This is a genomic window from Micromonospora sp. NPDC007271, assembly GCF_040634005.1.
Taxonomy (GTDB): domain Bacteria; phylum Actinomycetota; class Actinomycetes; order Mycobacteriales; family Micromonosporaceae; genus Micromonospora.
This window is the reverse complement of the sequence record NZ_JBEYER010000145.1, coordinates 1-13,050: the sequence shown is the minus strand read 5'-3', so window position 1 is coordinate 13,050 and position 13,050 is coordinate 1. Positions and strand designations below refer to the sequence as shown.

At 74.4% G+C, this 13,050-nt stretch carries 11 protein-coding genes and 2 pseudogenes; 8 read left to right on the top strand and 5 right to left on the bottom strand.

The window, feature by feature from the left end:
- Both ABZ570_RS31730 and ABZ570_RS31725 read left to right on the top strand, forming a co-directional pair.
- A pseudogene (locus ABZ570_RS31730) lies at positions 1-658 on the top strand (NAD-dependent dehydratase); the annotation flags it as partial.
- Positions 659-876: 218 nt separating this feature from the next.
- The gene (locus ABZ570_RS31725; RefSeq protein WP_358071495.1) at positions 877-1,734 is read left to right on the top strand and encodes a lysophospholipid acyltransferase family protein; all 858 of its coding nucleotides are present in this window, start codon (positions 877-879) and stop codon (positions 1,732-1,734) included.
- Positions 1,735-1,810: 76 nt separating this feature from the next.
- Here ABZ570_RS31725 and ABZ570_RS31720 read toward each other — a convergent pair whose 3' ends face one another.
- The 3 genes from ABZ570_RS31720 to ABZ570_RS31710 all read right to left on the bottom strand — a co-directional run bounded on the left by ABZ570_RS31720 (position 1,811) and on the right by ABZ570_RS31710 (position 4,988).
- Positions 1,811-2,689 (bottom strand): HAD-IB family hydrolase, encoded by an 879-nt coding sequence (locus tag ABZ570_RS31720; protein ID WP_358071491.1) that lies wholly within the window; start codon positions 2,687-2,689, stop codon positions 1,811-1,813.
- Between the two features lie 157 nt (positions 2,690-2,846).
- Positions 2,847-3,716 (bottom strand): DUF5667 domain-containing protein, encoded by an 870-nt coding sequence (locus tag ABZ570_RS31715; RefSeq protein ID WP_358071489.1) that lies wholly within the window; start codon positions 3,714-3,716, stop codon positions 2,847-2,849.
- Between the two features lie 288 nt (positions 3,717-4,004).
- Positions 4,005-4,988, bottom strand: a complete 984-nt coding sequence (locus ABZ570_RS31710) for an ECF subfamily RNA polymerase sigma factor, BldN family (RefSeq protein ID WP_358071487.1) — start codon at positions 4,986-4,988, stop codon at positions 4,005-4,007.
- 446 nt (positions 4,989-5,434) lie between these two features.
- Between ABZ570_RS31710 and ABZ570_RS31705 the strand changes: the two genes are divergently transcribed.
- From ABZ570_RS31705 to ABZ570_RS31695, 3 genes are read left to right on the top strand one after another with little or no spacing between them, the layout of a single operon-like run.
- On the top strand, positions 5,435-7,048 hold the full coding sequence (locus ABZ570_RS31705) for an AMP-binding protein (protein WP_358071485.1): 1,614 nt from the start codon (positions 5,435-5,437) through the stop codon (positions 7,046-7,048).
- Positions 7,038-7,292 carry a glutaredoxin family protein gene (locus ABZ570_RS31700; protein ID WP_358071483.1) on the top strand — a complete coding sequence of 85 codons (255 nt, stop codon included), beginning with the start codon at positions 7,038-7,040 and terminating at the stop codon, positions 7,290-7,292. Before ABZ570_RS31705 ends, ABZ570_RS31700 begins: the two co-directional genes overlap by 11 nt.
- 20 nt (positions 7,293-7,312) lie before the next feature.
- Complete coding sequence (locus ABZ570_RS31695) at positions 7,313-7,945, top strand: HAD family hydrolase (protein WP_358071481.1); 633 nt, start codon at positions 7,313-7,315, stop codon at positions 7,943-7,945.
- Between the two features lie 93 nt (positions 7,946-8,038).
- Here the strand turns inward: ABZ570_RS31695 and ABZ570_RS31690 are convergent, their stop codons facing one another.
- Both ABZ570_RS31690 and ABZ570_RS31685 read right to left on the bottom strand, forming a co-directional pair.
- A complete protein-coding gene (locus ABZ570_RS31690) occupies positions 8,039-8,698 on the bottom strand; it encodes a response regulator transcription factor (protein WP_358071493.1) in 660 nt (219 codons plus the stop codon).
- 51 nt (positions 8,699-8,749) lie between these two features.
- Entirely contained in the window at positions 8,750-10,051 is a 1,302-nt protein-coding gene (locus ABZ570_RS31685; protein ID WP_358071479.1) for a sensor domain-containing protein, read from the bottom strand.
- Between the two features lie 387 nt (positions 10,052-10,438).
- Between ABZ570_RS31685 and ABZ570_RS31680 the strand changes: the two genes are divergently transcribed.
- From ABZ570_RS31680 to ABZ570_RS31670, 3 genes and pseudogenes are all read left to right on the top strand, one after another.
- Positions 10,439-11,209 carry a redox-sensing transcriptional repressor Rex gene (locus ABZ570_RS31680; RefSeq protein WP_358071477.1) on the top strand — a complete coding sequence of 257 codons (771 nt, stop codon included), beginning with the start codon at positions 10,439-10,441 and terminating at the stop codon, positions 11,207-11,209.
- Positions 11,206-12,600 (top strand): glutamyl-tRNA reductase, encoded by a 1,395-nt coding sequence (locus tag ABZ570_RS31675; RefSeq protein WP_358071475.1) that lies wholly within the window; start codon positions 11,206-11,208, stop codon positions 12,598-12,600. Before ABZ570_RS31680 ends, ABZ570_RS31675 begins: the two co-directional genes overlap by 4 nt.
- Positions 12,597-13,050: pseudogene (locus ABZ570_RS31670) on the top strand (hydroxymethylbilane synthase); the annotation flags it as partial. The gene ABZ570_RS31675 and the pseudogene ABZ570_RS31670, both read left to right, overlap by 4 nt.

The window sequence follows — 13,050 nt, the reverse complement described above, 5'->3', positions numbered from 1 at the left end:
CGCCGTCTTCACCGAGGAGACCGAGCCCCGCGAGGTGCCGCGCGGCGGTTTCGGCCGGGACATCCTCGACATCGAGGGGTACGTGCGCGGCTTTCGCCGCCGCCGTCCCGACGTGACCGCGACCGTGCTGCGCTTCGCGCCGTTCATCGGCTCCACCGCGGACACCACGCTCACCCGCTACTTCTCCCAACCGGTGGTGCCCACCGTCTTCGGGCGTGACCCGCGGCTCCAGTTCGTCCACTTCGACGACGCCCTGGAGGTGTTGCACCGCTCGGTCGCCGAGGAGCATCCGGGGACGTACAACGTCGCCGGGCCGGGGGTGCTCTCGCTGTCGCAGGCGATCCGCCGGGCGGGCCGGGTGGCCGTACCGGTGCTGGAGCCGGGGCTCTCCGGGGCCGCCGCGATCGCCCGCAGCCTGGGCTTCGGCCGGTACGGGCTGGACCAGGTCGACCTCTTCGTGCACGGTCGGGTGGTGGACACCACCAGGCTGGAACGCGAGTTCGGCTTCACGCCCCGTTCGACCGCCGCCGCCTTCGACGACTTCATCCGCGCCCACCACGGCGGCGTGGTGGTGACCCGGGACCAGCTCGCCGCGGCCGAGCAGCTGGTGCTCGAGGGCATCCGGCAGGCCCGGGCCGCCGTACGGGAGCGGTCGTGAGTGGGGCGGACGAGCGGGGCGAGGCCCGTTACGACGTACCGCTGACCGTGACCGGGCCGGACGCGGAGCCGGCGCGGCGCAACGGACACCGGCCCACCGCGGCCACCGCCGCCCCGGCACCGGCCGACGAGCCGGACACGTCCGCCGACGAGCCGGCAGCGGCACCGGAGGTCGGGCCGGGCGCCAGGGCCGCGGCCACGCCGCCGCCGGGGCCGGCGGTGGCGGACCGGCCCGGGGACCACTGGGACCGCAAGGTCGCCAAGGGCCTCGCCTTCCTGCGGCGGCGGCTCTCCGGCGACTACGAGGTGGACGAGTTCGGCTTCGACCCGGAGCTGACCGACGCTGTCTTCCACCCGCTGATCCGGCTGCTCTATCGGGACTGGTTCCGCACCGAGATCAGCGGGGTCGAGCACGTGCCGGAGTCCGGGCCCGGCCTGGTGGTGGGCAACCACTCCGGCACGCTGGCACTGGACGCGCTGGTCCTCGCCGCCGCGCTGCACGACCGGCATCCCGCACACCGCTACCTGCGGCTGCTCGGCGCCGACCTGGTCTTCCGGATGCCGGTGGTCTCCGAGATCGCCCGCAAGACCGGCGGGACGGTCGCGTGCAACCCGGACGCGGAGCGGCTGCTCGGCAACGGCGAGCTGGTCGGCGTGTTCCCGGAGGGGTTCAAGGGGGTCGGCAAGCTCTACGCCGACCGCTACAAGCTCCAGCGGTTCGGCCGGGGTGGCTTCGTCTCGGCGGCGCTGCGTACCGGCACGCCGATCGTGCCGGTGGCGATCGTCGGCGGCGAGGAGATCTACCCGATGCTCGCCGACATCAAGCCGCTCGCCCGGCTGCTCAAGCTGCCCTACTTCCCGATCACGCCGACCTTCCCCTGGCTGGGGCCGCTGGGCATGGTGCCGTTGCCCAGCAAGTGGCTGATCGAGTTCTGCCCGCCGATCCCCACCGCACACCTGCGCGACTCGGCGGACGACCCGCTGGTCGTGTTCAACCTCGCCGACCAGGTGCGGGAGACCATCCAGCAGACCCTGCACAAGCTGCTCGAACGTCGCCCCGACCCGTTCGGCCCCTGACCCGGGTGACGCCGCGGACCGCTGCCTCCCGGACGGCCGGACGCAGCAGCTCGCCAAGGTCTGGCCCGCGACCGGGTCAGCCGGCGCGATGGCGGCGCCGGTGCAGCGCCAGGCCGGCGGAGACCGCACCGACGAGCAGCCCGGCGGCGGCCGTCGACGGTACGGCGATCCGGACCGCCCGGCGGCCGGTGCGGAAGTCCCGGACGTCCCAGCCGCGCCGGCGGGCCTGCCGGAGCAGCGCCGGATCGGGGTTGATCGCCACCGGACGACCCACGACGGAGAGCATCGGCAGGTCGTTCACCGAGTCGCTGTAGGCGGCGCAGCGGCTCAGGTCCAGCCCCTCGACCGCGGCGAGCTGAGTCACCGCGTCGGCCTTGGCCGGCCCGTGCATGAGGTCGCCGACGAGCCGGCCGGTGTACGCCCCGTCCACCACCTCGGCGACGGTGCCGATCGCCCCGGTCAGCCCGAGCCGGGCCGCGATCACCCGGCCGATCTCCACGGGAGCGGCGCTGACCAGCCACACCCGCTCACCCGCGGCGAGGTGCCGTTGTGCCAGGCGGCGGGTGCCGGCCCAGATCCGGGGTGCCATCAGCTCGTCGAAGATCTCCTCCGCGAGCCGCTCCACGTCGTCGACCCGCCAGCCCTGGATGAAGGCGAGCGCGGCCTCCTTGGCCTGCGACATGTCCCCGGCGTGCTCGGTGGCGAGCAGCCGGAACCTCGCCTGCTGCCAGGCGAACCGGGCCAGGTCGCCGGTGGTGAAGTAGTTCCGGGCCGCCAGCCCCCGGGCGAACCAGTAGATCGAGGCGCCCTGCATCATCGTGTTGTCCACGTCGAAGAAGGCGGCGGCGGTGGGGTCGGGAACCGAGGTCGCCGGGGTGTCCTCCGGGGTCTCCGACCAGCCGGCGGTGTGGCCGTGGACGTCGGTGCTGACCGTCACCTTCCGGGCCCGGGCCATGCCGACCTCCTCCCCCCTGGACGACCGTGACTCCCCATCGACGAGCCTATCCGGCGGCGTGTGACGAACGGATGTCCGTGGCGGGAAGTGTGGTGCGGACGGCCGGACCGGGCGTCAACCGCCGATCGGTGCCCGGTGCCCGGTGGGCGGGTCGCGGTCAGCGATCGGCGGGGCAGGCGTCCGGGGCCGGGCCGAGCGCGTCGCTGGCCACCGGTGCCGGGAGTCCGCAGGCGATCGCGGCGCGGAGCCCGGCGGTGCGTCGGCCGACGTCGTCGAGCAGGGCCAGCGACCGGTGGGTGCGGTCCCGCTCGACGTGGTCCGCCCGGTCGAGCAGCCCGCTGACCGCCCGCCGTTGGGTGGTGAGGAACGCGTCGATCGTGTTCAGCCCGGCCAGGTCGGAGCGCTGCGCGGCCACGGTGGTCAGCAGGCGTACGCCCTGGCGGATGTCGGCGTCCATGTCGTCCAGGACGGCGCTGAACCCGATCCGGTCGCCACGGACCGTGGCCGCCTCGTCGAGCCGGGTCCGGGCGAAGTCGAGGAAGAGCTGACCCCGGCTGAGGTCCGAGCTGGCCAGGGCGAGCTGAGCCCGCTCGGTGGAGCGCTTCATGCCGTAGAGGGCGTCACCGGGGAGCGCGTTCTCGCTGGCGGCGGAGATGCCGGAGAGCGCGATCGCCCCGGCGGCCACCCCGACCAGGATCGCGCCCCGGGCGCGGGCCCGCCGGCCGGTCACGGCCGGCAGCAGCGATCCGCGTACGCCGGGGCCCGTCGTGGCGGTCGCCGGCTTCGCCCGGGCGCCGGCACCCTCGCGCTCGGCGGTGGCGACCAGCATCGCGCGCAGCCCGGTGCGGAACTCCGCGTCGACCTCGACGTCCGGTCGGTCGGCGGCGAGTCGCTGGCTCACCGCGACGAGCGCGGCGAGTTCGTCGTCGGCCCGGGAACGGACGTGGTGCCGCCGGCCGCCGTTGGCCTCGTCGAGGAGCTGTGCGAAGCGCTCGGCACGGCGACGGGAGAAGAGGTTGCTGTCCACCGCAGGCACCCCCTCTCGCTGGTCGCGGCCGCCTCGGCCGTCGTCGTCACCAGCGACCGGTGGCAGCGTGACGCCGACGGTCGACCGGGACGGTCGACCATGTCCGCCGGACCGGGGGCCCGGGGGACGCCGGGACAACCACTGGTCGCACCCGGAGAAACGGACCGCGCCGGTCGCCGGTTACGGGGCCGGCGACGGCGAATCACCAAGAGTGATCGTCGTCACTGGCGCCGAGTGGCACGCCCCCACGCCCAGCGGGGCGTCGAGGGGATGCGGGCAGCGGTGAGATCAGGGCTGGAAGCCGTCGGGCAGCAGCCGGGCCAGGGCCCGCACCGCCCGGTACTGCAACGCCTTGATGGCGCCCTCGTTCTTGCCCATCGCGCGGGCCGTCTCGGCCACCGAGAAGCCCTGGAGGAAGCGGAGCACGATGCACTCCTGCTGCTCCGGGTTGAGTTGCTTGACCGCGGTGAGCAGCGCGACGTTGGTGATGTGCTCGACCACCGCCGCCTCCGGGCTGCCCTCCGGCCCCCGGTCCTCCCGCTCAGCGTCGAGCACGTCGCCGGTGGTGACCTCCAGCCGGTACCGCCCCGACTTGAAGTGGTCGGCGACCAGGTTGCGGGCGATGGTCACCAGCCAGGCGCCCAGGTCCCGCCCCTGCCAGGTGAAGCTGCCGATCCGCTTGAGTGCCCGGAGGAAGGTGTCGGAGGTGAGGTCCTCGGCGAGCTGGCGGTTGCCGACCCGGAAGTAGACGAAGCGGAAGACGGTGTCGACGTACCGGTCGTAGATCAGGCCGAACGCCTCGGCCTCGCCGGCCTGCGCCCGCTCGACCAGCGCCCACACCTCCGTCGCCGGATCGGACGGGTCGGGACGGCTCGGATAGCCGGTGGCCGGGGTCGCGGCGGCGGGCACCGCCGGGAGGATCGCGGTGTCGGCGGCCGGCACGGCGGGCAGCACGGCCGTCTCGCCGGCCGACGGGTCCGCGGTCGTCGGGCTGTCGCCGCCGCGTCGGCCCTGCGCCGGCATGGCCGGTCGGGACGGGGCGTTGAGCCGGCCGGCCGCCTGCTTCGCGTTGCCGCCGGGCACTGCGGGGCGCGGCGGCGCCTCGTTGTGGTGCGAGCGGTTGCGGACCCGCCGGCCCGCCCCGTCACCCCGCACCCCGACGCTCCATCCGCCGTCGCCGGAGGTGCGGGACTCCAGCCGCTCGTTGACCGGCGTCCGCTGGGTCGGGCCGGTCACCCCGGCCGGCCGTTCCGCGTAACCGAACGTGGTCACCGCGCCTCCCCGATCCAGGCGGGGCACGGCCGCCGCGGCGGCGCGGCGGGACCGCGTACGCCCGGGCCGGGCAGGGCCGTTCCGGGACGTGCCGACGGGCGGCAGATCCCCTTGAGGTGCTGGTCCAATGCGCTCACGGGCACGGGGGTCTCCTCGGGCTGAGGGGTGTCGACTCACGGCAAATGGGGTGAGCCGACCCGAGTGATGATAGGGGCCAACGTCACCCACGCGTGGCAAGTCCGTTACACAGAGCGGAAGTATTTCCCGTCCCGTCGCACCCATGGCGGACCGGTTGTCCGTCGTGTGCGGTTGACTTTCCGATCGCGACGGGTCCCGAATGGAAACTCCTGGTCAGGCAGATTTTCCTACCGCCCTCGGCGTGTCGCGGCGGGCCGGTGAGACTTCGGCGTGGCCGGGCGCTCGGGGCTGTGCCAGACTCAGCCACCGTGCAGGACGCAGCCGACAGCTCCGCGCCGAACCTCGCCGACCGGCTCCGCCGGGCGGCCGCCGCCCACGGCGACCGAACCGCGCTGCACTGGCGCGATCGGGCGCTGACCTGGTCCGAACTGGACGCGGCGGTCACCGCCACCGCCCGCGCGCTGTCCGTCGCGGCACCACCGTCGACCGGGGAGGGTCACCCGACCCGGGTCGCGATCGCGCTCGGCAACACCCCGGACTTCGTGGTCACGTATCTCGCGGTGCTGCGCGCCGGGCTGGTGGCGGTGCCGGTCAACCCGGCCTTCACGGCCCGGGAGCTGCGGCACGTGCTCGCCGACTCCGGGGCCGCCGTGCTGGTCTGTGCGCCCGAGGTCCGCGACCGGGTCGCCGCCGACGAGCTGCCCGCGCTGGCCGCCGTGCACACCGCCCCGCCGGTCACCGACGGCGATGTCCCGGCCGGTTTCCCGGCCCGGGGCGGGGACGACCTCGCCGTCCTGCTCTACACCTCCGGCACCGAGGGACGACCCAAGGGCGCCATGCTGTCGCACCGCGCGCTGGCCGCCAACCACGAGCAGGTCGGCCGGATCGACCCGCCGGTGGTCGGCCCCGACGACACCGTGCTGCTCGCCCTGCCGCTCTTCCACGCGTACGGGTTGAACTCCGGGCTGGGGGCGGCGGTGCACCACGGGGCGACCGGGGTGCTCGTGGACGAGCTGGGCCCGGACGGGGCGCTCGCCGAACTGGCCCGACACCGGGTCAGCGTGCTGACCGGCGTACCGTCGATGTTCCTGACCTGGGCCGAGGCGGGCGGCGACGCGCTGGCGGCGCTGGCCTCGGTGCGGGTGGCGGTGTGCGGGGCGGCGCCGCTGCCGCCGGCGGTCGCCGCGCGCTTCACCGAGGCCACCGGGCATCCGGTGCACGTCGGGTACGGGCTCACCGAGACCGCCCCGGTGCTCACCTCCACCCTGGCCGGCGGCGAGCCGAAGCCCGGCTCGATCGGCCGCCCGCTGCCCGGCGTCGAGCTGCGCCTGGTCGGGGCCGACGGTGCGGACCTGTGGCGCGACGGGGTGCCTGTGGTCGAGGAGGACGCCGACGAGCTGGACCTCTCCGACGACGCGGCGGGCACCGATCCGGGGCAGATCGTGGTGCGGGGCGACAACCTCTTCGCCGGCTACTGGCCGGACGGGCGGAACGGGCCGGACGCGGACGGCTGGTGGGCCACCGGCGACGTGGCGTACGCCGACGAGGACGGGGACCTCTTCCTGGTCGACCGGCTCGGCGAGCTGATCCTGGTGAACGGCTTCAACGTGTACCCGCACGAGGTGGAGTCGGTGCTCCAGGCGCATCCCGGGGTGGCCGAGTCGGCCGTCCTCGGGGTGCCGCACCCGCGGACCGGCGAGACTGTCCGGGCGTACGTGGTGCGGGCGGCCGGCGCGCCGGTGACGGCGGAGGAGCTGCTCCGGCACTGCGCGCGTAACCTGGCCCGGTTCAAGTGCCCGAGCGCCGTCGAGTTCGTCGACAGCCTGCCGCACTCGGCGATCGGCAAGGTGCGCAAGACCGAACTCCGCCCGGCGCCCCCGGTGCCGGCCCAGAACCGCACGGAGGTGCCCGATGTCCAGTGACGCCCGGCTCACCCTGATCACCCGACCCGGCTGCCACCTGTGTGAGGACGCGAAGGCGGCGCTCGACCGGGTGGTGGCCGTCACGGGCGACCGCTGGGTCGAGAAGGACGTCACCGACGACATCGAGTTGGAGCGCGAGTACGGCGACCGGCTGCCGGTGGTGCTGCTCGACGGCAAGGAGCACGGCTACTGGCGGGTCGAGGAGGACCGGCTGCTGCGGGACCTGACCACCCCGCAGCTCTGACCGGCCCTTATCGTGCAGCGATGACTTCGACGCGCGACCACCTGGTGTGGGACTGGAACGGCACCCTGCTCGACGACCTGGACCTCGTGGTACGCGCAACCAACGTGGCCTTCGCCAGCGCCGGCGGCCCGGCGGTCACCGCCGATGAGCACCGGCTGCGGTTCCGCCGCCCGATCGCCGACTACTACGCCGAGATGCTCGGGCAGGCGATCGACGACGAGGCGTTCGGCCGGCTCGACCGGATCTTCCACGACGCGTACCGGGCCGGGCTGACCAGCTGCGCCCTCGCGGCCGACGCGACCGCCGCGATCGCCGCCTGGCCGGGCAGCCAGTCGCTGCTGTCCATGTGGTTCCACGACGAGCTGGTGCCCACGGTCCAGACGTACGGGCTGACCCCGCACTTCAGCCGGGTGGACGGGCTGCGGGCCGCGGTGGGCGGGGGACCCAAGGCCGAGTGGCTGGAGAAGCACCTGGCCGAGCTGGGGCTCGCCGGCCATCAGGTGGTGCTGATCGGCGACTCGCTGGACGACGCGGACGCGGCGCTCTCGGTCGGCGGCCGCTGCGTCCTCTACACCGGCGGCCTCCGCGCCTCCGGCCACCCCGTGGCCGACACCCTCACCGAGGCGGTGGCCCTCGCCCACACCCTCCCCTGACCGGCTCGTGACGCTCCGTTGATCATGAGGTTAGCGGCGACCGCGCCGGCGTGTCGCGGCGCTAACCTCATGATCAACGCGCCTCGGCGGGGGTCAGGCACGGAGGTGGGTGAGGACCGCCAGGACGCGGCGGTGGTGGGTGGTGGCGTCCGGGGGGAGGTTGAGCTTGGTGAAGATGTTGCGGACGTGCTTCTCGACCGCGCCGTCGCTCACCACCAGGGCCCGGGCGATGGCGGTGTTGGAGCGCCCCTCGGCCATCAGAGCCAGCACCTCCCGTTCGCGCGGCGTCAGCGCGGCCAGCGGGTCGTCGCGGCGGCGCCGGACCAGCAGCTGGGCGATCACCTCCGGGTCGAGCACCGTGCCGCCCCCGGCCACCCGGTCCAGCGCGTCCAGGAACTCGTCGATCGCGGCCACCCGGTCCTTCAGCAGGTAGCCGATACCGCCCCCGCCGGCCCCGCCGGCGGTGGCGAGCAGGTCGTCCGCGTACGACACCTCGACGTACTGGGAGAGCACCAGGACCGGCGTACGGGGCACCCGTCGGCGCGCCTCCACGGCTGCCCGCAGCCCCTCGTCGGTGTGCGAGGGCGGCATCCGGACGTCCACCACCGAGACGTCCGGTCGGTGTGTCACCACCGCCTCGATGAGGGCGTCCCCGTCGCCGACGGCGGCCACCACCTCGTGTCCCGACTCGGTCAGCAGCCGGACCAGCCCCTCCCGGAGCAGCACGGCGTCGTCCGCGATCACCACCCGCATGGGTCCGGTGTCTATCACGTCCCGCGTCATCGGCCCGACCTCCGGTCGTCGTCAGCGGGGCAGTTCGGCGCGGATCACGGTGGGGCCGTCGACCGGGCTGGTCACGTCGAGCGTGCCACCGGCGGCACGGACCCGGTCCGCGATGCCGCTCAACCCGTGCCCCTTGGCCAGGTGGGCGCCCCCCACCCCGTCGTCCGCGACGCTGATCTCCAGCCGGCCGACCCGGCGGGTCACCTCCACCCGGCAGGCGGCGGCCCGGCTGTGCTTGGCGACGTTGGTCAGCGCCTCCGCCACCACGAAGTACGCGGTGCTCTCCACCGCCGGGTCCAGCCGTCCCCCGGACGCACCCAGGTCGTCGTCGACCAGCAGCTCGGTGGGGACCAGGGCGCGGGCGGCGAGGGCGGCCAGGGCGCTCGGCAGGCCCCGGTCGACCAGGATCGGCGGGGCGATCCCCCGGGACAGGGCCCGCAGCTCGTCGAGGGTCTCCCGGGTCTGGGCGACCGCCTCGTCGAGGGTCCGCCGGGCCGCCTCCGGGTCGGCGGCGAGCTGCTGACGGGCCCGGCTGAGGTCCATGGCGAGACGGACCAGGCGCTGCTGCGGGCCGTCGTGGATGTCCCGCTCCAGCCGGCGCAGCGCGGACGCCTCGGCGGAGGCGGCGGCCCGCTTCTGCTCCTCCAGCGTGGTGATCCGGTGCCGCATCTCGGCCACCCCGGTGAGCAGCGAGCGGGCCAGCCCGGCCTGGAGCCGGGCGCAGCCCCGGGCCATCAGCGGCAGGGTGAGCAGGCAGAACAGCCCGAACGAGGTGTTCAAGGCGATTCGTGGGAGGGGTCCCACGCCCATCCCGAGCAGCTCGCTGAGGTCCTGCTGGCCGGGGCCGTGCGGGATCGCCCAGTCGTACGTGAAGTAGAGGGTGCCGCCGATGGCCAACACCCACCAGACCAGCACCACCACGAAGGTGGGCAGCGCCACCAGCAGCTTGACGAAGGCGTGCAGCAGGTCGAGCCAGGACTGGGCGTCGCGCATCGGCGTGAGGATCCGCCGCCAGTAGCCCGCCCGCGGAGCGGGCGCCAGGTAGACCGGGCGGACCCGGGGTTGGCGGAGCACCCCCGGCAGCCGGAACCGCTCGAGATCGGCCAGCGCGCGGGCCGCGTACAGGGTGCCGGCGAGGACCGGGAGGCCGAGCGTGGTGACGAGCAGCCCGGCGGTGAGTGAGATCCCCGCCACGGCCAGGGTGAAGCCGACCACCGCCAGCGGCAGGCCGGCCAGCACGTAGCCGGAGTCGCGCAGGAGCTGCCGGCCGAGCCCCGCGGGTGCGGTGGGGGCCGGTGCGTGGGTCAGTGGTACGGCGGTCATGCCCCGAGGCTATGCGCCTGAGCCCGCCCTACCCATCCCGTGCGCAGGCCACTCCAGGGTGGGGTTCTCCCTACCCCGGGGGCGGGCTCCCGTCGCGCCACGCCGGTGACACGGCGTTGTCAAGCGCGCGCGATTGGTCAGAGAAGTCGGGATTGAGCAATAATCGCCGAGCGGCGCCGAGGGCGCGGTTTATCGATCTTGTGGGATGGAGGGCAGGTGGAGGCGCGTCGCCGGCCAGCAAGATCGCGATTTGTGCACATCTTCACAAGCGCCTACCCTGTAGTTCCGACGCGCCCTGCTAGCACAGCCGGCAACATCGGTCGCCAGCGGGAGTCCCGAAACGACCGGCCGCGGACGCTGGTCGAGGATCGCACCGCACGGAGTCTCATGAGTCAGCACCGTCACCCTGGCGCGCCCGGTCGCACCGGTGCCGTACCGACGCTCCCGGACCTGCCCGAAGCGACCGTCGCGCGGCTCCCGGAATACCTCCGTGCCCTGCACGCCCTCGCTCAGGCCGGCCACGAGACCGTCTCCAGCGAGGGGCTGGCCAACGCGGCCGGGGTCAACTCGGCCAAGCTCCGTAAGGACCTGTCGCACCTCGGCTCGTACGGGACCCGGGGCGTCGGCTACGACGTCGCCCTGCTGATCGACCAGATCGAGTCGGTGCTCGGGCTCACCCAGTGCCGGTCGGTCGCCCTGGTCGGCGTGGGTAACCTCGGTCACGCCCTGGCCGGCTACGACGGCTTCGCCAGCCGCGGCTTCCGGATCGCCGCCCTTTTTGATGCCGATCGCGCCCGGATCGGCGAGGAGATCAACGGGCTGGTCGTCCAGCACGTCGACGAGCTGCCCCGAGTGGCCGCCGAGGAGTCGATCTCGATAGGGGTCATCGCCACCCCCGCGCCGGCCGCCCAGGCGGTCGCCGACCAGCTCGTCGCAGTCGGCGTGACGGGCATCCTCAACTTCGCTCCGTGCGTACTCTCGGTTCCAGAGGGGGTCGACGTGCGCAAGGTCGACCTCGCGATCGAGCTGCAGATCCTGTCCTTCCACGAGCACCGCAAGGCGTCGCTGACCGCGCTCCCCGCCACCGGCGGGTCCGGCCTCACCGCCCTGCCCGGCGGGCTCGCGGCGACCGACACCCAGGAGGCGATCGGCACGTGAAACTGCTCGCCGTCGGCGCGTCCTACCGCACCGCCCCGGTCGCCACGCTGGAGCGGCTTGCCGTCCCGCCCGCCGACCTCACCCGCACCCTGGACCGGCTGGTCGCCCAGCCGTACGTCGCCGAGGCCGTGCTCGTCTCCACCTGCAACCGGGTGGAGGTGTACGCGGCCGTCTCCGGTTTCCACGGCGGCCTCGGCGACATCTGCGCGATCCTGGCCGAGCAGGCCGGCTGCCCGCCGGCGGCGCTCGCCAACCACCTCTACGTGCACTACGACGCCGCCGCCGTCGAGCACGTCTTCCGGGTCGCCGCCGGGCTGGACTCGATGGTGGTCGGCGAGGCGCAGATCCTCGGCCAGCTCCGGGACGCCTACCACTCGGCCAGCGGCACCGACTCCGCCGGCCGGCTGCTGCACGAGCTGATGCAGCAGGCGCTGCGGGTGGGCAAGCGGGCGCATGCCGAGACCAACATCGACCGGGCCGGTCAGAGTGTGGTCACCGCCGCCCTCGACCTCGCCGCCGCCCTGCTCGACGGCGAGCTGGCCGGCCGGCCCGCCGTGGTGGTGGGCGCCGGCGCGATGGGCGCGCTCAGCGTGGCCACCCTCTCCCGGCTGGGTGCCGGGCCGCTGACCGTCACCAACCGCGGCGCCGACCGGGCCGTCCGGCTGGCCGAATCGTACGGCGCGGACGCCGTGCCGATGGCCGAACTGGTCGACACGCTTTCCACAGTGGACATCGTAGTGGCCGCCACCGCGGCCACGGAACCGGTCCTCACCCGCGACGTGGTGACCCGGGCACTGGCCCGGCGGGACGCCGGCCGGGGCCCGCTGGTCCTGCTCGACCTGGCCGTCCCGCGCGACGTCGAGGAGGGGGTCGCCGAGCTGCCCGGTGTCGAGGTGATCGACATCGACCGGATGGCCGAGGTACTGGCCGACGGACCGGCCGACGCCGACGCCGCCGAGGTGACCCAGATCGTCACCGCCGAGGTCGAGGCGTTCCTCAGCTGGCTGCGTGGCGCCGACGTGGCGCCCACCGTGGCCGCCCTGCGGGGTCGCGCCGACGACGTGGTCACCGCCGAGCTGCGCCGGCTCGCCCAGCGCCGTCCCGACTTCACCGACGACCAGCGCGCCGAGGTCGCCCGCACCGTGCACCGGGTGGTGCAGCGGCTGCTGCACCAGCCGACCGTACGGGTCCGCCAGCTCGCCGCCGAGCCCGGCGGCGACCAGTACGCGGCCCTGCTGCGCGAGCTGTTCGACCTGGAGGTGCCGCAGACCTCCCCGGTCGACACCGTGCCCGACGTGGTCGAGACCGACCCGGCCGGCCGGCCGTCGTTCGCGGCCGTCGACGTGCCGGTGACCGACCCCGACATCCCGTCCACCGGAGGTTCCCGATGACCGCCCCCCTTCGCCTCGGCACCCGGGGCAGTGCCCTGGCGATGGCCCAGTCGGGTCACGTGGCCGAGGCCCTCACCGCGGCCACCGGCCGCGAGGTCGAACTGGTCGAGGTGGTGACCGCCGGGGACCGCTCCTCGGCCCCGGTGCACCGGCTCGGCGTCGGCGTCTTCGTCTCCGCGCTGCGGGACGCGCTGACCGCCCGCACCATCGACTTCGCCGTCCACTCGTACAAGGACCTGCCCACGGCGGGCGCCCCCGGCCTGCACGTCGCGGCGGTGCCACCCCGGCAGGACCCGCGCGACGCGCTGGTCGCCCGGGACGGCCGGACCCTGGCCGAGCTGCCGCCCGGCGCCCGGGTCGGCACCGGCGCGCTGCGCCGCATCGCCCAGCTGCACGCGCTCGGGATGCAGCTGGAGGTCACCCCGATCCGGGGCAACGTGGACACCCGCC

Coding starts and splice junctions, on each gene's coding strand:
- ABZ570_RS31720 (WP_358071491.1), bottom strand. CDS start 2,689: ATGGCCCGGGCCCGGAAGGTGACGGTCAGCACCGACGTCCACGGCCAC.
- ABZ570_RS31700 (WP_358071483.1), top strand. CDS start 7,038: ATGTCCAGTGACGCCCGGCTCACCCTGATCACCCGACCCGGCTGCCAC.
- ABZ570_RS31695 (WP_358071481.1), top strand. CDS start 7,313: ATGACTTCGACGCGCGACCACCTGGTGTGGGACTGGAACGGCACCCTG.
- ABZ570_RS31690 (WP_358071493.1), bottom strand. CDS start 8,698: ATGCGGGTGGTGATCGCGGACGACGCCGTGCTGCTCCGGGAGGGGCTG.
- ABZ570_RS31685 (WP_358071479.1), bottom strand. CDS start 10,051: ATGACCGCCGTACCACTGACCCACGCACCGGCCCCCACCGCACCCGCG.
- ABZ570_RS31680 (WP_358071477.1), top strand. CDS start 10,439: ATGAGTCAGCACCGTCACCCTGGCGCGCCCGGTCGCACCGGTGCCGTA.